The sequence below is a fragment of the Undibacterium paludis genome (assembly GCF_022568815.1).
In the GTDB taxonomy this organism is placed as follows: domain Bacteria; phylum Pseudomonadota; class Gammaproteobacteria; order Burkholderiales; family Burkholderiaceae_D; genus Undibacterium.
In genome coordinates, this window is sequence record NZ_JAKZHX010000002.1 from 175455 (window position 1) to 198646 (window position 23192).

Consider the following 23192-nt stretch of genomic DNA (forward strand, 5'->3'; position numbering starts at 1 on the left):
CAAGCATTTAGCAAATGAAGCCCAGGCTACACGGCAGATATCCTGGTCTTTGACACTCGAACAAGCCCAAAGCACATCTGGATACAGCAACATCTATTACCAATTAGCTTTGGACAGAATGATCAGCCATTTGCGCAGGAATAAAACTTCAAGATGACCGGCTTGTACCCCAGTACTGCAATCGAGTATGGGATTGACATAGTAAGCACGCTGGCGGAAGTCACGACAAACAAATATCTCACGACGACCGAGGCGCACCAAGAATGAGGTCGGGGCGAATTGCAGGCTGAAGCGTGTATCAAAAGACTGGTCAAGGTTTGCCATAATTTCAATCTCCGTATGAATTGCATGCAGTAGAAGGACAGCCATATTTGAATCAGTTCGCTTGTCCATGAACGCACTTTAACATAAAATACTGTATAAACAATCAGTTAAATGTAACACTGTGGTTTTCTTCCCTCTTGTAAAAATATATTTTGAAGTCTGCTTATGATTTACATATACTGTGTATTTAATCAGTATATGTATCATGGCTCAACTTTCCTCCATCCCTCCTGAATGCATACATCCCGCGTTGTGGAAGGCATCGCAACTGGCGCGTGGACATGGTGCCTATGTTCCCAGCGGGTATGCAGAATTAAAAACTGAGTTACCAGGTGACGGCTGGCCTCTGGGGCAATTAACAGAACTCCTGCTGCCACAGGCAGGCATAGCCGAATTGAGTCTGCTGATGCCGGCGTTGAAGCAACTGGATGGCAAGCCACTGGTTTTGCTGACACCGCCCCATATACCGCATGCTTTGGCATTTTCTGCTACAGGCTTGAAAATATCCCAGTTGATATGGATACGTTGTCATAAGCATGTTGATGCCTTATGGGCCGCTGAACAGATATTACGCAATGGCAGTTGCGGCGCCCTGTTATTCTGGGCATCGACCATTCGCAGTGAAACTTTGCGCCGTCTGCACTTGGCTGCGCAAAGTTCTGAAACCTTATTTTTTTTAATGCGCAGCATGCAGGCGATGCAGCAGGCCTCACCTGCCCCGCTCAGACTTAGCGTGCAAACCAGCTCAACTGGGCTGGCCGTCAGCATGGTCAAACGTCGAGGTAGCCTGCGCGATTCGCCGCTTGAACTGCGCCTTCCTATGCACCCCTATCTGTATTCCTATGCTTACCCAGGTAAAGAAAACATTAAGGCACCCGTTTACAGCGCAGGCAGACCGTCCGCCACTGTGGATCGCCATACACCTGCCTTTACTTCAGCTTGAAGTGTTTGTCAGCACTCTGCTGCATCATGAAGAAGCTATCCCTGATGTTGTGTTATACCAGGGACGAGTTACAGCCATGTCTGCCTGTGCTTACCATGCTGGAGTACGCACAGGGATGCGTGCAGGTGGCGTGCAAATGCTGCTGCCGCAAGCACAATGCTATCAACGTGATCAGGGAAAAGAGGTATTGGCCTTGCAGGCAGTGGCAACGGCCATGCTACAGTATTCTCCACAGGTCACATTGGCAGAAAATAATTGCATATTGATGGATATCACCGCCAGCCTGGTCTTGTTTGATGGTATCCGTGCATTGCTCAGACGTATTCGTGACAGCATGCGTATCCTGGGTTTTACTGCGACGACAGGAATAGCCCCCATCCCCGGGGCCGCCCGCCTGCTTGCCAGGCAAGCAGCACGAAAAAGACGATGGGGGCTCCATGTCTTGAGCATGAAAAGACTGTCACAGCATCTGGATGCGCTGCCTGTCGGCCTGCTTGTCGCTGCCCGGCCCCTGGTTGAGTTATTGCAGGGCATAGCCTGCTATCGTCTGGCAGATTTACGCCAATTGCCGCGGCCCGGCTTGCAAAGACGCTGTGGTAAAGATTTGCTCAAGGAACTGGATCAAGTCTATGGTGAACAGGCTGAGGTACATCAATGGCATGTGGCAGCACCGGAATTCAAGGTTAAGGTGGAATTGCCAGACCGCATAGAGCAAGCAGAATCGCTGCTTGTGTTTGCGCGCAGCCTGCTGGCACAGTTACTGGGCTGGCTGACTGCACAGCAATTGGCGGTCACGCATATTCATATGGAGCTATTCCATGAACGAGGACGGCAGGCCATTCCCCCCACCCTGTTTGATCTGCAACTGGCGCAAGCCTGCTGGCAAGAGTCGCATTTACTCAGTCTTTTCAAAGAAAAGCTGACGCAGCTTACATTGCATTCTGCCGTTATAGGGATGCTGCTGGAAGTCAAACAAACCATGGCTCGCCATGCACAAAGTTATGCCCTGTTCCCCGAACCTGGCGGGCAGGCGGATGAGCATAAGCGTCTGCTGGAGTTGTTGGTAGCACGTCTTGGTGAGGACCATGTCTTGCAGCCAGCGCCACAAGCGGACTACAGGGCCGACGTGGCGAACAGATGGATTTCAGTCCTGAAAAAACGCCCGCCCCAGGCAACTGAACAGACGACTGAGCAAGCATGTCAGGCAAATGTCTTGCGACCATACTGGCTATTAGCCCAGACCCTGGCTTTGGAGGTAAGGCAACACCGTCCTTATTATGGCTCCGAGCTTAAGCTGATTTCACCGGCAGAACGTATAGAAGCCGGCTGGTGGGACACACAATTGCAGGCACGCGACTATTTTATTGCCATTGATGACAAGCATGTACGCTACTGGGTTTACCGCGAACGGGCAACTGACCCCGATAGTGACGATCCTGTCTGGTTCCTGCATGGGATATTTGGATAAAGGTGATCAGCATGAGCCTTTTTTTGCCCGACTATGCAGAACTGTTTTGCATGAGTAATTTCAGCTTTCTACATGGCGCCTCACATGCGGAAGAACTGGTGGCGCGCGCCATCACCCTTGGCTATCGCGCCCTGGCCATTACCGATGAGTGCTCCCTGGCTGGCGTAGCAAGGGCGCATGCAGCGGCAAAAAAAACTGATTTGCAACTGATCATAGGCGCGCACTTCAAGCTTGATGACGGGTCTGAAGCTGCTGTTCAGTTGATCGCCCTGGCGCAAAACCGCGAAGGCTACGGCAATCTGTCAGAAATGATCACCCTTGGTCGCGGACGCAGCGCCAAGGGCAGTTATCTGCTGACGACCAATGATTTTGCCAGCCCCGACAAAGATTTGGTACATTTGGCTGGCTTACCAGACTGCCTGCTCATTCTTGTTCCGTCTTACCCGGTTGTACCAGACGTGTTGCACAGGCAGTCCACCTGGCTTGCGCAGACTTTTCCTGGGCGCGCCTGGCTGGGTTTGAATTTGCTAACACAGATAGCTGATGAATATCAGCAGCAGCAAATTTATCAGACCGCACAAATGCTGCAATTACCCGTGGTCGCCATAGGTCAGGTCACCATGCATGTACGCTCACGCAAGCCTTTGCAAGACACCATGACCGCCATACGCATAGGCAAACCGGTTACAGAATGTGGTTACGAACTGAATTTGAATGCAGAGCAGCATCTGCGATCACGCTTGCGCCTGGCAAATATCTACCCTCTCCCTGCACTGTCAGAAACCCTGCGCATTGCCAGTTTGTGCACATTTTCTCTTGAAGAGTTACGTTATGAATACCCCGATGAACTTGTACCTAAGGGGGAAACGCCAGCCAGCTATTTAAAACTGGAAGTTTATAAGGGAGCAGAAAAACGCTATCCGCAAGGCTTGCCCTTGCACGTCAAACACACGATAGAGCATGAACTGGGCTTGATCAATGAACTGGCTTATGAGCCTTATTTCCTGACTGTATACGACATTGTCACCTTCGCCAGGGGCGAGAACATACTTTGCCAGGGGCGCGGTTCTGCCGCCAATTCTGTTGTCTGTTATTGTCTGCATATTACGGAAGTCAACCCGGAAAAGCATCCCTTGCTGTTTGAGCGCTTCCTGTCAAAAGAAAGAGGTGAGCCACCGGATATTGACGTCGACTTTGAGCATCAGCGCAGGGAAGAAGTCATGCAGTACATCTATGGCAAGTATGGTCGTGACCGTGCTGCGCTGGCTGCAGCCGTCCACACCTACCATCCGCGGGGCGCCTTGCGTGACGTCGGCAAAGCCTTAGGTGTTGACCTGGAAATTGTTGATGCCGTTGCAAAATCTCATCGCTGGTTTGACGATAAACAAGAATTGCTGAAGCGCTTCAGTGAATGCGGGCTGGAAACCGAATCTGTGCTCGCGCAGCAATGGGATTCACTGACACGAAAGTTATTACGCTTTCCACGTCATTTATCCCAGCATAGCGGTGGTTTTGTGATTTCGCGTGGCAAATTGTCGCGATTGGTGCCCATAGAAAATGCGGCGATGAAGGATCGCAGCGTGATTCAATGGGATAAGGATGACCTGGAATCATTAGGCCTGCTGAAAGTCGATGTACTGGCCCTGGGCATGCTGTCAGCATTGAGACGGGCTTTCGATCTGATGCGCAACCTGCCTGGCAAGCCGAAGTGCATGCAGGAAGTCCCCAGGGAAGACCCTGTTACTTATGACATGTTGTGCAAGGCTGATACCATAGGGGTATTCCAGATCGAGTCGCGGGCACAAATGAGCATGTTGCCACGTTTAAGACCGCGCGAGTTTTATGATCTGGTGGTACAAATTGCCATCGTCCGTCCAGGTCCGATACAGGGCGGCATGGTTCACCCTTATCTACAAAGACGTCAAGGTATACAAAAACCTGAGAAACACGAACATCCTGGCATGCGGGCGGCACTTGATCGTACATTGGGAATACCGATTTTCCAGGAACAGGTCATGCAGATCGCCATGCATGCGGCTGATTTCACCGCAGGAGAAGCAGATGGTCTGCGCAGGGCAATGGCCGCCTGGAAGCGGAAAGGTGGGCTGGAAGGCTACAAAGACAAAATAGTCAATGGCATGCTCAAGAACGGTTACAAGGAAGAATTTGCGCTTGCCATTTTTGAACAGATGAAAGGCTTTGGTGACTATGGTTTCCCTGAAAGCCATTCAGCCAGCTTTGCCATCCTGGCTTACTTCAGCAGTTGGATCAAGCGCCATGAGCCTGCGGTATTCCTGTGCTCCCTGCTGAATTCCCAACCCCTGGGCTTTTACTCACCATCGCAGTTGATACAGGATGCACGTCGTCATGATGTGCAGATCAGGGCCATCGATGTTACTCATAGTGACTGGGACTCATCGCTGGAAGCGGAAACCTGCTATAACAGCTTCACTGGCACGGCCCAGTCTGTCGTACGTATGGGCATGTCCTTATTGCATGGCATGTCAGAAGACGCCGCCCTGCGCATTACTGCAGCCCGCAACGTACATGCGTTTGCCGATGTACATGACCTGGCAAAACGAGCACAACTGAGCCAGCATGATCTGCAGGTGCTGGCAGCGGGAAATGCCCTGGCTTCCTTGGCCGGGCACAGAAGGCAGGCATTGTGGCAAGCCGTTGGCGCCTTGCCGGATAAGGATTTATTAAAATCCACCAGCATACAGGAGCAAATACCCGTATTGAAAACACCAACAGAGGCGCAGGAAATCTTCAGTGATTTTCGAGCTACTGGTTTCACCTTGCAACGCCATCCGGTGGCATTGCTACGTCCGCAGTTACTGGCCAGGCGATTTTTGCCGGCAGAAATGCTCAATACCTTCCAGCAAGGGCAGTTTGCCCGCGGTTGCGGCATCGTCACGGTCAGGCAACGGCCGCAAACGGCAAATGGTGTCGTCTTTATCACCATAGAGGATGAGACCGGGCCAGTGAATGTGATCATCTGGCCTTCTTTGCTGGAAAAACAGCGTAGCGAAGTCCTCAGTGCTCCTTTGCTTGGGGTTTATGGCATCTGGCAATGCGAAGCCGAAGTTCGTCATCTGGTTGCCAAACGTCTGGTCGATATGTCCCATTTATTGGGGCAACTCGAAATCAGCAGCAGGGATTTTTGCTGAAACCTGCTACTGAGCCCTCTTGTTGCATCACTCGTCGTTGGTTTCTGGCAAGGTCAGGCGACCGGTATGGTAGTCATATTCATAGACTTCACCATAACGGCCCCATTCAATAGCCACTTCCAGTACACGCTTGGCTTCATCAGCTTTGAGGAACTCTTCCAGCAAATCGATCAGCGGCTGTTCCGGCAGGCTGCCGCTTGCTTCTGCCTCAAGATTACGCCTGATATGAGCAGCCAGTGGTACATGAGTTAATAATTGCTGGCCAAACAGTTCCTGCTTATGCGCCTGCTCGACTTCAACATATTTCTTACCCAACGGTGTCAGCATGATGTCACCCTTCTCCAGGATAGCGAAACCAAGCAGACTCAATGCCTCATAAGTAGGGAACAGCTCTTCATCAGACAGTTCTGCTTCTTCTGCCAATTGTGGCAGGTCAGCGCGGCCGTTGAACGGTGCTTCAGCCAGCAGGTCGAGGACACCCTCGATACGGCTGACATCGGTTTCTGGCAGACGGTAACCAAGGTGATGGCCGCTCGGGGTATCACTTGCTGCTCCATGAGTGGCGCGCATAGTCATCAAGCCATACACTTCATCAATCAGGGCTCGGACTTCCAGCGAATCCACATCACGTGGCCTTGGCAAATCAATCTTGACTTCACATCTGACACAACCAGGATCACTGGACAGGATAATGATGCGATCAGCCATCATGACGGCTTCTTCGATATTATGCGATACGATCAGGATGCCCTTGGTTGAAATGCGATCTTCCTCCCACAATTCCAGCATGTCATTGCGGAGGGTTTCACCCGTCAGTACATCAAGGGCAGAAAACGCTTCGTCCATCAACAAGACATCAGGATTGGTGACCAGTGCCCTGGCAATGCCAACACGCTGCTTCATGCCACCTGACAATTCACGTGGCAAGGCACCGCCGAAACCCGCCAGACCGATCAATTCCAATACGGCGTCCGCTCTTTCTTCACGCTCAGCCGCAGGCACCCCCTGGGCTTCCAGACCCAGTTCCACATTCTGTTGCACAGTCAGCCAGGGGAACAAGGCAAAAGACTGGAACACCATGGCAATACCTGCAACCGGGCCAGTAATTTTTTTATCACGATAGCTCGCCATGCCCGTATCAGCAGGTATCAAGCCGGCCATGATACGTAATAGTGTCGATTTGCCTGAGCCGGATTTGCCGAGCAATGCAACAATCTCGCCGTCTTTCAACTGGAAATCGACTTTGTCGAGAATAAGGCGCGACTTACCATCAGCAGCCTTGAAGGATTTGGCGACCTGATTCAGGTCCAGTAGTAAATTTTGTGTCATCTTGAATTCCGTTACAGTGACAAATCATCTGATGAAGCTTTGATTTCGATATGCTGCAGCACTATTAGCGCAGATGATCTTCGGCCAGCAAGTACAGCTTGCGCCAGAAGAATCGATTCAACAGCATCACAAAAACACACATTACGCCTATACCAAGGGCGATACGGTGAAAATCACCGCTCTCTGTCATTTGCTTGATATAACTGCCCAGGCCATCGGCTACCAATGTGGTCTTACCCCAGGTCACATATTCGGCAACAATGCTGGCATTCCATGAACCGCCACTGGCCGTGATGGCGCCGGTGATATAGCTGGGGAAAACCGCAGGCAGATAAACCCGCTTCCACTTCAGCCATCCCTTCAAACCCAGATTGTCTGCTGCCAGGCGCAACTCATTCGGTATGGTGGCGGCACCGGCAACCACATTGAACAAGATATACCATTGTGTACCAAATACCATTAAGGGACTGAGCCAGATATTTGGTGTCAACTGAAAAGTCACCATGGCAAACACCACCAGCGGGAACATCAGATTGACCGGGAAAGCTGCCAGGAATTGCGCCATGGCCTGTACTTTTTGTGAATACTGAGGACGCAAGCCTATCCATACAGCCACTGGCACCCAGAACAAGGACGCAAGTGCAATCAGCAACAGCACCCGCAGCAAGGTCAGCATACCCAAGCCAAGTACATGAGCCACCTCACTCCAGCCAACATCACTATGGATGAAGATCAATAAGCGATACACGGCATACACTGAACTGAGCAGCAGTATGGCGTCCCAGACTTTTGTCCATGCCGGATGCCGGAAGCGGCCATTGCCCTGTATGGAAACTTCACCTGGTTTGATACTGAACCATGCAAGACCACGTCCGGTGAAACGCCAGAACCTGGCAATCCATGAGCGGAACAGGCGGCTGTTGCGCATCCAGTCCAACAGCCAGGATTGCTGTGCTGTCTCACCCTGAGACTCTTCGAAGCGAAACTTGTCTGCCCAGGCCAGCAAGGGGCGGAAAAACAATTGGTCGTACAACAAAATACCGATCAGCATGGCCGCAATAGCCCAGGTAATGGCCATGCCATCCCTGGCTTCAATTGCCACGGCAATATATGAGCCTATGCCGGGCAATTTGATGTCTTGTCCGGCAACAGAAATCGCTTCAGCCGCCACCAGGAAAAACCAGCCACCCGACATGGACATCATCATATTCCATAACAAACCTGGCATGGCGAATGGTAACTCAAGACGCCAGAAACGTTGCCAGCCAGAGAGCCGGAATATCTGCGCTGCCTCTTTCAATTCAGCGGGCACATTACGTATGGACTGATACAGACTGAATGCCATATTCCATGCCTGCGATGTAAAAATCGCAAAAACAGCAGCACACTCCACTCCCAGCAAATTGCCAGGGAACAAAGCGATGAACGGCGCAATGGCAATCGCCTGGAAACCAAGAATCGGTACAGATTGCAGAATATCGAGCGCCGGTATCATGACTTTTTCAGCCGCAGCATATTTGGCGGCAATGGCAGCAAACACCAGGCTGAAGACCAGGGAAAATCCCAGGGCCGTGAACATACGTAAAATCGTGCGCAGCAAATAATAAGGCAAGTACAGGGGATCAAGGCTGATCTCCAAAGCCTGACCAACTGCAAATGGTCGGCTCATCTGCATCGCGGCAAATGCGAAGATACCAAGCAGAGCCAGCGCCAGGGGCAACAAGGCCCAGTCCCAGCGATTGGGTCCTTTGCTCTCACTGATGGTGTCGCGGGTTTGGAAATGGAACAACTCAAACATGAATGTCCACTCCTGTACAGTTAAAAAGAATATGTACGGACATACCACTCCTCCTGTCACATGCACATGATGCACGAACAAATTTCAGGTACGGATGAACACAATCGCACAAGGACAGGCATACGCCAGTCAGCAACAATAGTGTTTATGCGTACTAAATGATTGTATGAGTAGAAGATGCAGCTGCAAGGCTGCGAGAGACTACTACCCGCCGGTATGGCAAGGTAGCAAGAGAAAATCTGTGCTTACATTGCCATGTTGTATGAAGATCGACAACTATAACTGTCCACAGATAGTGCTCCGAAATTGAGATGCGCGAACTTTAACATGGACTCGCTTTTGTAAGCAAGATGTTGCATCGCAAAAAGCAAGATTATTTTTTATCCTGCATGCGTTCTTTCAAATATGCTGCTATTTCTCTTTGCTCAACCTGCATGGCAAAATCCAGTGCAGTAAACCCGAGTGCATTTTTTAAACCGGGGTCAGCACCCTCGCTAATCAACAGGCTCACAATATCAAGCTTGCCTGAACGCGCGGCCATCATCAGCGGTGTTGTCTGATTGGGCGACTCGGCATCAATATAAGCAAAGTTTTCCAGCAACAAAGCGACGATTTCCTTATGGCCACCCGCCGCCGCATAATGCAATGCAGTCCAGCCAGGCTGATTGACTTCTGCTCCATGTTCTATCAAGGTCTTAACCATGGGTAAGTTGCCAAGATAACTGGCCAGCATCAGTATGGTGTCGCCATTTGCAGCCCTGGCTTCGAGTGCAATGTCCTTGTGCGCCAACAGGACAGGGAATACTTTTTTTGAGTCTTCACGCAAGGCTACCATCAACAGGGTTTCTCCACGGGTTGCCTCAACGGCGTTCACGTTCATGCCGCGTTTCAGAAAATTCTGTACGTCACTGACCTGATCAAAGCGCACGGCAAACAGCAAGTCTTCCTGATCATCAGCAAAGGCATGTGAAGACGCAAGCCAAAGTAGCAGACAAGCCATACAGCGCGAAATGAACAATGTGTAAGACCTGACTGATGGCATTGGATAGCTCAATGGGCAAATTTGAACAGCGTAAAGAAATTTTCTGTCGTTTTTTCCTGTACTTCCTTGACGGATATGCCTTTCAGATCAGCCAGAAATTCGCCGACATGCCTGACAAAACCAGGCTCATTGGTTTTGCCGCGATGCGGTGAAGGCGCCAGGTAAGGGGAATCAGTTTCTATCAGTATGCGTTCCAGAGGCAGGGCTTTGGCTACTGCCTGCAATTCTTTGGCGCTTTTAAAAGTCAGTATGCCTGAGAAGGAAATATAGAACCCCAGCTCTACCGCCGCTTGTGCCACTTCCAGTGATTCGGTAAAGCAGTGCATGACACCGGCAACACCGCCTTGCTGTATACCTGCCCCCTCTTCCTGCAAAATCCTTATCGTGTCTTCTGCAGCAGCCCTGGTATGAATGATCAGAGGTTTGCGGCACAGGCGTGATGCGCGGATATGCTGTCTGAAGCGCTCACGCTGCCATTCCAGGTCACCTTTGAGACGGAAATAATCAAGGCCGGTTTCACCAATGGCAATAATTTTGTCATGATCTGCCAATGCGACCAATTGTTCCGCTGTAGGTTCTGGTGTATCGGCATAATCCGGATGCACGCCGACAGAGGCATAGATATGCGGATATTGTTCAGCCAGGGCCAGCACCTGGGGGAAATCAGGCAGGTCAACGGATACGCACAGAGCATGCGTTACACCGTTTTCTTCCATCTTGGCAAGAATATCCGGCATGCGCTCAGCCAGCTCCGGGAAATTAATATGGCAATGAGAATCAACGTACATGCTTGCACTACTTTTCGAGGTAAACGGTCTTTTGCCAACAAAGACGAATGGATAAAGACAGGGACAGTTTTCAGTTCAGGATGCTGAAATCAATTGTAATACGGCTTGCGCCGAGACGTTGGCAGTGTCACGCAACAGCGAATGATGCATGTCGACAAAGCGTTGCTTCAGACTGTTTTGCAAGGTGCTGTCATTCAACTGCTGCCAGATCACATCGGCCATCACTCCAGGTTTGGCTGCCGATTGCAAAAATTCAGGCACCAGAAACTCACGCGCAAGGATATTTGGCAAGCCTATCCAGGGCTGGTAGCCCATATGGCGTAATATTTGCCACGAGGCTTCCATCATCTTGTAGGCAATGACCATGGGCTTCTTGAACAGGGCGACTTCCAGTGATGCCGTGCCCGATGCGACCAGTACGGTGTCCGCTGCAGCTATCGCCGTATGCGAGCGCCCGTCTATCAGCAATACTGGCACATTATCAAGCTTTGCATCGACCACCAGCTTGATATAGTAACTGCGCTGCTTGTCGCCGGCCATGGGTACCACGATCTGCAATTGCGGATCACGCTGACACAGGATTTTTGCAGTCTGGATAAAGGCTTCAGTGTTGTATTTGATTTCAGACAGACGGCTGCCCGGCAGTATGGTCACTACCCGCGACGATTTATCGAGACCTAATTCATCTCTGGCCGCTGCCATGTCCGGTTCCATAGGGATGACTTGCGCCAATGGGTGGCCTACATAAGTGACGGGTATGCCTGCCTGCCGGTAAATTTCTTCTTCAAATGGAAAGACCACCAGCATGTGCGATACTGCCTCGGCAATTTTCTTGATGCGGCCGCGACGCCAGGCCCAAATGGAGGGGCTGATGTAATGCATAGTGGGAATACCCGCCTGCTTGAGCTGGATTTCCAGGTCAAGATTGAAGTCAGGAGCATCCACGCCGATGAAAACATCGGGACGTTCATTGAGCAGATGTTGCTTCAGCTTGTTGCGTATGCCGCTGATTTCACGATAATGCGCAAGCACTTCAAACAAGCCACGGACAGACAGCTTGTCCATGGGCCAGTCGTTGACAAAGCCGTGCTCAGCCATGCGTGGACCACCTATGCCATGCATCAGCGCATCTGGCAGACGGGGGCGCAAGCCGGACAGCATGCGCGCGGCCAGCATGTCGCCGGAAGTTTCACCGGCGACCATGGAGATGATGGGGCGATTAGCTGTCACGCGCTGTCCTTAGCGGGCAATGCCGCGTGCAGAAGTATCGAGGAAATTACGCATCAGCCTGACTTGGGCAGCAGCATCAGCATCGAGCTCTGCTGCATGCTGATCCAGGGCCGTCTTGGCTTCGTCCAGGGTCAAACCAGACTTGTAAATCAATTTGTAAGACTGGCGGATGGCATTCAACTGTTCACGGCTGAAACCACGGCGTTTCAATCCTTCCAGATTCGCACCGTGAGCCTGGGCCGGATTGCCTGATACCAGCACAAACGGAGGCACATCCTGAGTCAGGCTGGTGTTCATGCCAACAAAGGCATGCGGGCCTATCTTGCAAAATTGATGAACCGCAGAGAAGCCGCTCATGATCACCCAGTCCCCTACTTCCACATGACCTGCCAGCGCGGCATTGTTGGAAAAAACCGTGTGATTACCCACCGTACAATCATGGGCAACATGCACGTAAGCCAGAAACCAGTTATCGCTGCCTATTTTGGTGATGCCACGGTCCTGCACCGTACCGCAATTGAAAGTGCAGAATTCACGAACTAAATTGCGGTCACCGATTTCAAGGTAAGTGACTTCACCACCGTATTTCTTGTCCTGCGGCGGGCCACCTATCGACGAGAATGCATGAAAATCATTGTCACGACCTATCGTCGTATGACCTTGTATGATGACATGCGGGCCAATCTTTGTTCCTGCTGCTATCGACACATCGGGGCCGATGATCGAATAGGCGCCAACCTCAACCGTACTATCGAGTTTGGCTTTGGGATCGATCAGCGCTGTTGGATGGATATGCATTACCTCTCCTATGCTTCATCTTTCGTTCGCATGGTGCACATCAACTCGCCTTCTACGGCCAGTTGCCCGTCAACCGTTGCCCGGGCTTTGTATTTCCAGATACCACGGGCAACCTTGAGGATTTCCACTTCCATCTTCAACTGATCGCCGGGCTCAACCGGACGCTTGAAACGCGCGCCGTCAATACCGAGAAAATATACAATGGTATTTTCATCAGGTTTCTGCCCCATGGTCAAAAAGGATAGTAAAGCTGCTGTTTGCGCCATTGCTTCTATCATCAGCACACCAGGCATGACTGGCTTGTTTGGGAAATGTCCGTTGAAGAACTCTTCGTTCGCAGTCACATTCTTGATTGCGGTGATGGTTTTACCATTTTCCCAGCTCAGCACGCGATCGACCAGCAACATGGGGTAACGATGTGGCAGGTATTCTTTGATTTGATTGATGTCCAGACTATTCATGATCTTTTTCTGTCAGTGTTTTGATGGTTTTTTCCAGGTAGCGCATTTTTTCACGCATACCCGATAAATTGCGTACGATAGCAGCAGTTTTCTCCCATTCGGCATTTTTTGCCAGAGGATAAAAACCGGTATATTGTCCGGGCTCAAGAATGGAGCGCGATACCATGCTGGCTGATGAGATATGGACATGATCAACTATCGTCAAATGCCCAAGTACCATGGCTGCGCCGCCAAAGGTACAGTATTTGCCTATTTTTGCGCTGCCTGCGACCCCGACGCAACCGGCCATGGCAGTATGTGCACCTATATGGCAGTTGTGACCGATTTGTATCTGGTTATCCAGCTTGACACCCTCTTCTATGATGGTGTCAGCCAGGGCTCCACGATCTATGCTGGTGTTGGCGCCAATTTCCACATCATCGCCAATCAGGACGCGACCAGTTTGCGGAATCTTGATCCATTGACCTTTTTCATTAGCAAAGCCAAAGCCATCGGCGCCTATCACTGCGCCTGAATGAATAATGCAACGTTGCCCAAGCATGCAGTAATCATAGATGCTGACATTGGCGTGGATCAGGCTATGATCGCCTATGCTGACACCCCGGCCTATCACGGCACCGGCCTTGATCACCACATGCTCACCAATGACAGCCTCGGCATCAATGCTGACATTCGGGCCTATGCTGGCAGTGTTGGCGATAACAGCCTGAGGGCTAACCCACGCAGCCGGATGTACACCCACATCGGCCGGAATGGCATTCAAGGACGCGAAGTACTGGGCAGCACGGGCAAAATAAACGTAAGGATTAGGGACGATCAGGCATACGCCTGCATAGTCCTTGCCAATCTGTTCAAAATCGGACTGTGTCAAAATCAGCGCAGCTGAACGTGTAGCCGCTGCCTGTTGACGCAATTTGGGATTGGACAAGAAGGTGATGTGCGAATCACCGGCTTCCCCCAGGGGAGCAATGCCAGTGATACTAATTTCAGGAGAACCGGTCAACTGACCACCGAAGCGATCGACCAAGTCACCCAGCCGAATGCTCGCGGTCATAGGAATTATTTAGACAGTGCTTTAAGTACTTTATCAGTGATATCGATGCGGGCACTATGGTAGACGGAGTCCTGCAGAACCAGATCAATCTTTTCCGCTTCGGCAATCTGCTTGATCACTTTCTGCGCACGCTCTACCAGAGATGCAATTTCTTCGTTCTGACGCTGGTTCAGGTCTTCGTTGTAGGTTCTTTGCTTACGCTTGAATGCCTGATCCAGTTCCGTGATTTCGCGCTGACGTGAGATCCTGTCTGACTCTGATAATATCGGTGCATCTTTTTCGTATTTTTCAGCAGCTGCCTTGAATTTTTTGGCAAGGCCTTCCAATTCTTCGCCACGCTTCTGAAATTCAACTTTCAACTTGGCTTCAGCAGCTTTTGCTGGTACAGATTCACGCATCACCCTTTGAGAGTCAAAAATGGCTATCCTGGAATCCTGAGCTTGTACTTGAGCAACGCTAAGAATACAAGCCGCACAAACCATCAAGCGTTGCAACAATTTGGTCGGGGTAATATGTTGACTCAAAATAATCTCCGTAACACGTACTAAAACAAATATGGCCGATACTGAGCGATCAGAAGCCTGTTCCCATCTGGAACTGGAAGGTTTGTTTCTTATCTTCCGGCTTGGCATTCAAGGCCTTGCCGAAGCTCAATTTCAATGGGCCAACCGGCGATATCCAGCTTATACCTATACCAGCAGAAAAGCGTAAGTCTTTCCATCTGACTTTTTGCCCTTCATCAAATACATTGCCGCCATCGACGAAAGTAAACCAGCGCAAGGACTTGTCTGCTCCAGGGAATGGGATTTGTAATTCTACATTACCCAGAACCCTGGTTGAACCACCCAATGCATCACCATTCGGGTCCCTGGTGCCCAAAGAAGACGGCTCATAGCCACGTACCGAACCAATACCACCTGCATAGAAGTTCTTAAACAAAGGATAAGGTTTGCCGCCCAGGCCATGACCATAGTCAAATTCACCATTGAGCGCCAGAACAACAGAACGGTAAATGGGCTGGAACAACTGTGCATTATAGATCGCACGATAATATTTGAAGTTACCAACGGCGGCGAGCTCCAGGTTGGCGCGCTGGTAGCGACCTATAGTTGGCGTCATGACGCTATCACGACTATCCCTTTGCCATGCAGCGGTCAGCGGGAAAGAATTGGTGGTCGCTTCACCTATACCATAGAGAGCACTGGTTATGTCTTTTTCACCATTGCCATAGTCTGCAACATACTTCAGATAACGTGGCGGGCTGAAGGCATATGTCTCAACCCTGGTGCGTTCAAAACCCAGGCCAAAGAATACGGTATCAACTTCAGAGAATGGCACACCAAAGCGCAAGGCGCCGCCTGTAGTCTGAATCTTGTAATCACCTACGCTGCCTATGATAGGCCGGGTAGTACGCAAGTACATTTCTATGTTGCGGCTGATGCCGTCATCAGTGAAGTACGGGTCGGTGTGAGCGATGGCGATCGTACGGTTTTGACGGCTGGTATTGATATCAAGGCCGATCGTGTCACCACTACCGAATGCATTGGCCTGCTGGATGGAGCCGGTCAAGGTCAGTTTTTCAGCACTGGAGTAACCGGCGCCGAACAGCAGGTTGCCTGTCGGTTTTTCCGTGACGGTCAGATTGACATCAACCTGATCAACACTGGTCGGCACCTCTGGTGTTTCTATTGTGACGTCTTTAAAGTAACTGAGGCGTTCAACACGGTCACGCGACGTTTTGATTTTTTCACCGTCATACCATGAGCTTTCAAACTGGCGGAACTCACGACGTATCACTTCGTCACGGGTACGAGTATTACCAGCCAGGTTGATGCGGCGTACATACACGCGCTTGCCCGGGTCAACAAAAATGGTGAAAGCAACTTCTTTCTTTTCTTTATCAAGAACCGGATTGGCATTGACATTGGCAAACGCATAACCAAAATTACCCATGCGCTCAGAAATGCGCTTGGTACTTTCAGTCAGTCGTGCCGCATTGTAAATATTGCCTTTTCTGAGCAATAGCAGGGACGCAAGCTCCTCTTCACGGCCCAAGGTATCACCTTCGAGCTTGATATCAGAAACAGTATATTTATCACCCTCGTCAAGGTTGATTGTTATATAGATATCTTTTTTGTCAGGAGTAATGGAAATCTGGGTGGACAGGATCTGCATCTCCAGATAACCACGATTCTGATAGAACGAACGCAAGGTTTCTATGTCACCAGACAATTTTTGTTTGGAATATTGATCTGCCTTGGTGTACCAGGTAAACCAGCCTGGCGTGGTCAATGTCAGCAACTCACGAATTTCGCCATCAGAAAAAGCTTTGTTACCGATGATATTGATTTGTGCAATCTTGGCAACATCGCCTTCTTCCACTGCGAAAGTCACATTGACACGGTTGCGTTCTATAGGCGTAATTGTTGTGGTGATTTGCATGCCATACAAACCTTTGGACAGGTATTGACGCTTCAACTCCTGCTCTGCCCTGTCGACTGTAGCCTTGTCAAAAATGCGTGATTCACCTACGCCTATGTCTTTCAGTGCTTTAACCAGCGCATCTTTCTCAAATTCTTTGGTGCCAGTAAATTCAACACCGGCAATAGTCGGGCGTTCTTCGAGCAAGACGATCAACACGCCGTCTTGTACTTCTATCTGCACATCTTTAAAGAAGCCCGTCGCATACAGGGATTTGATCGCTGTGGTACTTTTTGCATCATCAAACTGTTCGCCCACTTTTACTGGTAAATAGCTAAATACAGTACCGGCCTCTGTCCGTTGCAATCCTTCTACACGTATATCCTTGACGGTGAAGGGTTCAATCGCAAGTGCATTTCCGGTGCAAAGAGCAAATGCTGCCAGGGATAAAGCACGGCGACGAAAATGGGCTAAAGTGAACTGCTCGATATGTAATTTCATTGGGTATAAAGTTCTTTCAATACTCTCAATATTGCTATCTGAAATGAGTTTCTGGCATCAAGCCGACTATTATGACACCAGACGGGCGATATCATTAAAAAAAGCTATTGCCATCATGGTCAATAGCAAAAAAACTCCTGCACGTTGTCCCATTTCGACATAACGGTCTTGCAAAGGTTTCCCTGTCAAAACTTCCAGCGAATAATACAACAAATGCCCCCCATCCAAAACCGGTATTGGTAGCAAATTCATCACCCCAAGGCTAATACTGATTACTGCGATGAAGGCAAGATAGCTTATTGCACTGGTTCTTGATGTCTGGCCGGCATAATCAGCAATAGTCAAGGGACCAGTTATGTTCTTCAGGGAAACACTTCCGGTCAACATTTTGCCCATCATCTTCAGGCTGAAGATACTGGTATCCCAGGTTTTCTCCACCGATTTGTACAATGCCTGCAAAACAGAAGCCTGAATGACTGTCATTTCTGGGCTCATGGGACGCAGCTTTACCTTCAACATCCCTTGAGTCTTGCCATTCACTTCCTGACTTACAGGGATAACTTGTACTTCAAGTTTCTCTTGCCCCCTTTGAACCAACAGTTTCAACGCTTTATCTGCGTTCGCGTTGACTGCCTGCCTGAAATCGATCACATCTAGCAAGGGTTTTTGGTTGACTTCCAGAACACGGTCGCCAACCTGCAAGCCGGCTTTCAATGCAGGGCTATCGGGTAAAAATTCTTCCAGTACGACTTCAGGGCTGCCGGCAAGGTTCAGGCCAAGCTGATTCAGGAAGTCGCCTTCCAGTTCTTTGGTATTCAAATGTGCAGTTGACAGCACTACTGTGAACCGTTTCAAACCAGCAGTCTGCCCAGGCATCTTACGCTGCACGGTCAGCACTGCATCTTTGCCAGCCATGCTTGCCTGCATCATTTTCCAGCGGAATTCAGACCAGGACTGGACAAGGGTGTCGTTGACACTCGTGATTTCATCACCGTAACGCAAGCCAGCCTGGTAAGCGACTGTCGTGTCTGAGGCAACCCGTATTTTTGCCATCGGCTCGGGAACGCCATGTACAAAAAGGACTGTATATAAAAAGATGGCCAGCAAAAAATTGGCTACAGGTCCGGCAGCCACAATGGCGATACGCTTCCACACGGACTGTTGGCCAAATTCACGTGGAAGTTCTTCTGGTTTGATGCTATCGGCCCCTTGCTCGCGAGCATCCAGCATTTTGACGTAACCGCCCAATGGCAACAGGGAGATCGCCCATTCAGTCTGATCCTTGCCCAGGCGCTTTGAGTAAATAACCTTGCCCATACCCAATGAAAAACGCAACACCTTGACACCACACCAGCGGGCGACAATGTAGTGACCGTACTCATGGATGGTGACCAGTATGCCCAGTGTCACCAGGAAAGCCAGGGCATTTTGTAGCCAGATCATGATGAGATCATAGCCTCAGCAATAGAGCGCGCTTCAACATCACAGGCCAGTATGGTTTCCAGGTCCAGGGTGTGCACGGCAGGCATTTTCTCCAAAGTGCGTTGTATGATCTGGTTGATCATGCGAAAGCCAATTCTTTTATCCAAAAATGCTTGGACAGCAACTTCATTACTTGCGTTCAATATGGTTGCAGCGGATTTGCCTGCACGTAATGCATCATAGGCCAGTTTCAGGCAGGGGAAGCGCTGAAAATCGGGAGCTTCAAAATGCAAACCTTTCAATTTCAAAAAATCCAATGGAGCAACACCTGAGTCCATACGCTCAGGATAAGCCAGACCATAGGCGATGGGCGTACGCATGTCGGGATTCCCCATTTGCGCCATTACCGAACCATCCACATAGGAGACCATGGAGTGAACAACGCTCTGAGGATGAATAAGAACTTCAATCTGATCAGCAGGTGCGGCGAAGAGCCAGTGCGCTTCAATGACTTCCAGACCCTTGTTCATCATTGTTGCTGAGTCAACAGAAATTTTTCTACCCATCACCCAGTTAGGATGTGCTATTGCCTGTTCAGGCGTCACGTCATCAAGCGTTGCCACATCCCTGTGCAAAAAAGGCCCACCTGAAGCCGTCAACAGTATTTTATGAATACCATGTTGGCCAGGCACACGATTATAGTGATCTGGCAGGCACTGGAAGATGGCATTGTGCTCGCTGTCTATGGGTAATATGGCGGCACCACTTTCCCTGATTGTATCGATGAATATTTGACCGGACATGACCAAGGCTTCTTTATTGGCAAGTAAGACCTTCTTGCCTGCCCTGGCTGCCGCCAGCGATGCCGGCAGACCTGCCGCTCCAACAATAGCTGCCATCACGCTATCGCATTCGTTTGCACTGGCTACTTGGCACAAGGCTTCTGGTCCGAACAAAATGTCAATGTGAGACAACTGCATTTCTTTGAGTAAAGCGGCTAATTCATTCGCTGCTTTTGCAGTACCTACCACAGCCACCTTGGGCAAGAATAGCGCGCATTGCTCGGCAAGTTTTTTGACCTGACTATGCGCAGTCAGCGCAAAAACGCCGTATCGATCGGGGTGTCGGGCAACAACATCCAGGGTGGAAACGCCAATAGAACCAGTTGCACCAAGTATGCAAAGTTGCTGTTTTTTTTGCATGTAATTTATCGCCACAAGTCCAGCAATGCCGCCAGAGGAAGTACTGGAATCAAAGCATCAATACGATCAAGAACACCGCCATGACCAGGCAGTAATGAACTGCTGTCTTTCATACCCACACGTCTTTTTAGTGATGATTCAAACAAATCGCCAACGACACTGGCGGCAGTCAGCAAAGTCATGGCTGCAATAAAAATCAACCAGCCTTTTCTTGCCAGCAATTGTGCCGTGAAGGTTCCCTGCAAGGCCGGAATATAATTGGTGGCAGTAGCAAGTATTAGCACACAAATCCAGCCACCGATTGCCCCTTCCCAGGATTTGCCGGGGGAAATAGTTGGCGCAAGTTTGTGTTTTCCAAAAGCCTTTCCGGAAAAATAGGCCGCAATATCGGCAATCCAGACAATCGCCATAATGGAAAACAAATACTGTGGGGATCCGCGAAAAAACACCGCAAGCGCCACAAAGCAGGCAAAAATGCTGATGCCATATAATGTGCTAAGCAGGCCGCTGGAAAAATTATGCGCCGCTGGCAAACCTTTGGCCAGAGTTGGCACCAGTCTGAGCGCCCAAAATGCCGTACTCAAGGCAAATAACAGAACTTGCGAAAAGCCATCAAGATTGTAATAACAATAGGCAAGCACACCTGTCCACAAAGCGGCCATCACGATAGGACCAGGCTTTTTGAACAAGCGTTGACACTCCCACATTGCCGCCGCAAAAAAGGCTAGCGACAATACTGCAAAAGCAATAAATGAAGCCGAATAAAAAACCGGCAACAGGATGGCCAATAGAACCAGAGCAGTGATGACACGGGTTTTCAGCATTAATTGCTTTCTTTGGGGGATGATTGTTCAGTGACCTGGGCACTGGTACGGCCAAAGCGACGCTCACGATTCTGGTAGGATTGTATCGACAAGTCCAGGGCAGCAGCATCAAAATCCGGCCAGAAGGTATCCGTGAAATAGAATTCACTGTACGCCAGTTGCCAGAGCAAAAAATTGGAGATACGGGTTTCCCCTCCTGTCCGTATGAACAGATCAGGTTCAGGTGCATAGGCCATGGACAGGTAGGTGCCCAGTTCATCTTCTGTCACCTGGGGCGTGCTGACCGGACTAGCTTCACGGTCCTTTAGCAGCTTATTCATGGCCTGGACGATGTCCCAGCGGCCACCATAATTGGCACACACAGTAACAGTAAGCCCCTTATTGGCCGCGGTCTTCTCTTCGGCAGCTGCTATCATTTTTTGCAACTGCGCATCAAAACGCGTCAAATCGCCAACGACCTTGAGCCGGATGTCATTGGCATGCATTTTTGCCACTTCCTTCTCAAGGGCAGTGACAAACAGGCGCATCAGCAAAGACACTTCGTCAGCTGGCCGGCGCCAGTTCTCTGAACTGAACGCAAATAGAGTCAGATAAGAAACTCCGCGCCTGGCACATGCTTCAACGATGCCACGAACCGCTTCGACACCTTTCACATGTCCGGCCACACGTGGCAAAAAACGCTTGGTCGCCCAGCGTCCGTTGCCATCCATGATGATTGCAATATGTTTAGGAATCGCGCCAACTGCCGGAATTTCCTTGGTAGAACTGGTATGAGTCATGTAAATCCAGAATGTGTTGATACGCGAGAGGCAACTTAAACTGTCAACACTTCTTTTTCTTTCTCAGCCAGCAATTTGTCCACTTCAGCAACAAATTTGTCAGTCAATTTCTGGATGTCGTCCTGTGCGCGACGCTCTTCATCTTCAGAGCATTCTTTTTCCTTGAGCATCTTCTTCAGTGACTCATTGGAGTCACGACGAATATTGCGGATAGCGATTTTAGCGCTCTCGCCTTCGGTTTTCACCAGCTTTACCATTTCTTTGCGACGTTCTTCTGTCAACGGTGGGGTTGGTACGCGGATCATTTCGCCCTGGGAAGACGGATTCAGGCCCAGGTCTGCATCACGGATGGCCTTTTCAATCGCGTTCAGCATTTTCTTTTCCCAAGGCTGAACACCGATCGTGCGCGCATCAATCAGTGTTACATTGGCTACCTGGGTGATATGTGTAGGTGTGCCGTAATAGTCAACCTGCACGTGGTCAAGAATGCCAGTATGGGCACGACCTGTACGCACCTTGGACAAATCTGACTTCAAAGTCTCGATCGACTTTTGCATACGCTGGTCAGAACTCTTTTTAATATCTGCTACGCTCATGGCGCTCTCCTGTACATCTTGGCAAGTTCAGCAGACCACATGCCGTGCTGCTCGCCGAATTAATATAAAACAAACCAAAGTGCAGGATTATACGTGCACTAATGTGCCTTCGTCTGCCCCTAAAATGACATTCTTCAACGCCCCAGGCTTGATAATGGAAAATACCTTGATCGGCAACTTCTGGTCGCGGCACAAGGCAAATGCGGTCGCATCCATGACTTGCAAGTGACGGGCAATTGCCTCATCAAAAGAAATGGTGGTGTAACGGGTAGCACTGGCGTCCTTTTTAGGATCAGCTGTATATACACCGTCAACTTTGGTCGCTTTCAGGACGATCTCCGCACCAATTTCAGAACCGCGCAAGGCGGCTGCGGTGTCAGTTGTAAAGAAAGGGTTGCCAGTACCTGCGGCAAACACAATAACCTTGCCCTCTTCCAGATACTGGAGAGCCTTGGGGCGCACATAGGGCTCAACCACCTGGTCAATGGCAATGGCTGACATAACGCGTGACGTCAGGCCAACCTGACGCATGGCGTCTGATAATGCCAATGCATTCATGACTGTCGCCAACATACCCATGTAGTCAGCGGTCGCACGGTCCATGCCTTGCGCACCGGGTGCCACGCCACGGAAAATATTGCCGCCGCCAATCACGATGGCCAGCTCGACACCCATTCTCGATACTTCTGCCACATCGGCGACCATGCGTTCTATGGTCGCACGGTTAATGCCAAACGGATCATCGCCCATCAGGGCTTCGCCAGAGAGCTTCAAGAGCACGCGCTTGTAAGCAGGTTTTGTCATGATAGGACTCCTTCTGGTAAGTTAAATAGTCTATAAGAAATGCATGCTGGATGAGGCCGTCCGGATGAGGCTGGCCAATTTCCATTTGATTTGCAAACTAAGTCGCTCAGACAATTCACAAAGCAAATAGAGCGCTGAACCCTAATATTCACACTTGAACACACAAATTAAATACGCAGACACAAATACTTACAATCGCAAGGTTTAAAAAAACGGGCCTTTCGGCCCGTTTTTTTAT

20 protein-coding genes are annotated in these 23192 nt (G+C 50.1%); 3 read left to right on the forward strand and 17 right to left on the reverse strand.

The window, feature by feature from the left end:
- Positions 1-96 precede the first annotated feature (96 nt).
- Entirely contained in the window at positions 97-324 is a 228-nt protein-coding gene (locus LZ463_RS05380; RefSeq protein WP_241454567.1) for a hypothetical protein, read from the reverse strand.
- Positions 325-529: 205 nt separating this feature from the next.
- On the opposite strand from LZ463_RS05380, the gene imuA reads away from it, so the two are divergent.
- The 3 genes from imuA to LZ463_RS05395 are packed head-to-tail and all read left to right on the forward strand — an operon-like array spanning position 530 to position 5905.
- Positions 530-1267 carry a translesion DNA synthesis-associated protein ImuA gene (imuA, locus tag LZ463_RS05385; RefSeq protein WP_241454568.1) on the forward strand — a complete coding sequence of 246 codons (738 nt, stop codon included), beginning with the start codon at positions 530-532 and terminating at the stop codon, positions 1265-1267.
- Positions 1167-2735 carry a Y-family DNA polymerase gene (locus tag LZ463_RS05390; protein ID WP_241454569.1) on the forward strand — a complete coding sequence of 523 codons (1569 nt, stop codon included), beginning with the start codon at positions 1167-1169 and terminating at the stop codon, positions 2733-2735. Before imuA ends, LZ463_RS05390 begins: the two co-directional genes overlap by 101 nt.
- Before the next feature lie 11 nt (positions 2736-2746).
- Entirely contained in the window at positions 2747-5905 is a 3159-nt protein-coding gene (locus LZ463_RS05395; protein ID WP_241454570.1) for an error-prone DNA polymerase, read from the forward strand.
- A 27-nt stretch (positions 5906-5932) separates the two neighbouring features.
- On the opposite strand, the gene LZ463_RS05400 is transcribed toward LZ463_RS05395, so the two are convergent.
- From LZ463_RS05400 to pyrH, 16 genes are all read right to left on the reverse strand, one after another.
- Positions 5933-7234: an ABC transporter ATP-binding protein gene (locus tag LZ463_RS05400; protein ID WP_241454572.1), complete on the reverse strand. Its 1302-nt coding sequence runs from the start codon at positions 7232-7234 to the stop codon at positions 5933-5935.
- Between the two features lie 64 nt (positions 7235-7298).
- Positions 7299-9032, reverse strand: coding sequence for an ABC transporter permease (locus LZ463_RS05405; RefSeq protein ID WP_241454574.1), 1734 nt, complete (start codon positions 9030-9032; stop codon positions 7299-7301).
- A gap of 373 nt (positions 9033-9405) precedes the next feature.
- On the reverse strand, positions 9406-10074 hold the full coding sequence (locus tag LZ463_RS05410) for an ankyrin repeat domain-containing protein (protein WP_241454576.1): 669 nt from the start codon (positions 10072-10074) through the stop codon (positions 9406-9408).
- Between the two features lie 8 nt (positions 10075-10082).
- A complete protein-coding gene (locus LZ463_RS05415; RefSeq protein ID WP_241454578.1) occupies positions 10083-10862 on the reverse strand; it encodes a TatD family hydrolase in 780 nt (259 codons plus the stop codon).
- Positions 10863-10937: 75 nt separating this feature from the next.
- Positions 10938-12092: a lipid-A-disaccharide synthase gene (gene lpxB / locus LZ463_RS05420; RefSeq protein ID WP_347176242.1), complete on the reverse strand. Its 1155-nt coding sequence runs from the start codon at positions 12090-12092 to the stop codon at positions 10938-10940.
- A gap of 9 nt (positions 12093-12101) precedes the next feature.
- Positions 12102-12890 carry an acyl-ACP--UDP-N-acetylglucosamine O-acyltransferase gene (gene lpxA, locus LZ463_RS05425; RefSeq protein ID WP_241454579.1) on the reverse strand — a complete coding sequence of 263 codons (789 nt, stop codon included), beginning with the start codon at positions 12888-12890 and terminating at the stop codon, positions 12102-12104.
- An 8-nt stretch (positions 12891-12898) separates the two neighbouring features.
- Complete coding sequence (gene fabZ / locus LZ463_RS05430) at positions 12899-13351, reverse strand: 3-hydroxyacyl-ACP dehydratase FabZ (protein WP_241454580.1); 453 nt, start codon at positions 13349-13351, stop codon at positions 12899-12901.
- Positions 13344-14405 (reverse strand): UDP-3-O-(3-hydroxymyristoyl)glucosamine N-acyltransferase, encoded by a 1062-nt coding sequence (lpxD, locus tag LZ463_RS05435; RefSeq protein ID WP_241454581.1) that lies wholly within the window; start codon positions 14403-14405, stop codon positions 13344-13346. Before lpxD ends, fabZ begins: the two co-directional genes overlap by 8 nt.
- A gap of 5 nt (positions 14406-14410) precedes the next feature.
- A complete protein-coding gene (locus LZ463_RS05440) occupies positions 14411-14887 on the reverse strand; it encodes an OmpH/Skp family outer membrane protein (RefSeq protein ID WP_241454820.1) in 477 nt (158 codons plus the stop codon).
- 91 nt (positions 14888-14978) lie between these two features.
- Positions 14979-17327: an outer membrane protein assembly factor BamA gene (bamA, locus tag LZ463_RS05445; protein WP_241454582.1), complete on the reverse strand. Its 2349-nt coding sequence runs from the start codon at positions 17325-17327 to the stop codon at positions 14979-14981.
- 69 nt (positions 17328-17396) lie between these two features.
- On the reverse strand, positions 17397-18770 hold the full coding sequence (rseP, locus tag LZ463_RS05450; RefSeq protein WP_241454583.1) for an RIP metalloprotease RseP: 1374 nt from the start codon (positions 18768-18770) through the stop codon (positions 17397-17399).
- A complete protein-coding gene (gene ispC / locus LZ463_RS05455; protein ID WP_241454584.1) occupies positions 18767-19951 on the reverse strand; it encodes a 1-deoxy-D-xylulose-5-phosphate reductoisomerase in 1185 nt (394 codons plus the stop codon). The genes rseP and ispC overlap by 4 nt, the downstream gene beginning before the upstream one ends.
- A gap of 5 nt (positions 19952-19956) precedes the next feature.
- On the reverse strand, positions 19957-20775 hold the full coding sequence (locus tag LZ463_RS05460) for a phosphatidate cytidylyltransferase (protein ID WP_241454585.1): 819 nt from the start codon (positions 20773-20775) through the stop codon (positions 19957-19959).
- Positions 20775-21554, reverse strand: coding sequence for an undecaprenyl pyrophosphate synthase (gene uppS / locus LZ463_RS05465; protein ID WP_241454586.1), 780 nt, complete (start codon positions 21552-21554; stop codon positions 20775-20777). Before uppS ends, LZ463_RS05460 begins: the two co-directional genes overlap by 1 nt.
- A 35-nt stretch (positions 21555-21589) precedes the next feature.
- Complete coding sequence (gene frr / locus LZ463_RS05470; RefSeq protein ID WP_241454587.1) at positions 21590-22150, reverse strand: ribosome recycling factor; 561 nt, start codon at positions 22148-22150, stop codon at positions 21590-21592.
- Between the two features lie 87 nt (positions 22151-22237).
- On the reverse strand, positions 22238-22954 hold the full coding sequence (gene pyrH / locus LZ463_RS05475; RefSeq protein ID WP_241454588.1) for a UMP kinase: 717 nt from the start codon (positions 22952-22954) through the stop codon (positions 22238-22240).
- Between the last annotated feature and the right edge of the window lie 238 nt (positions 22955-23192).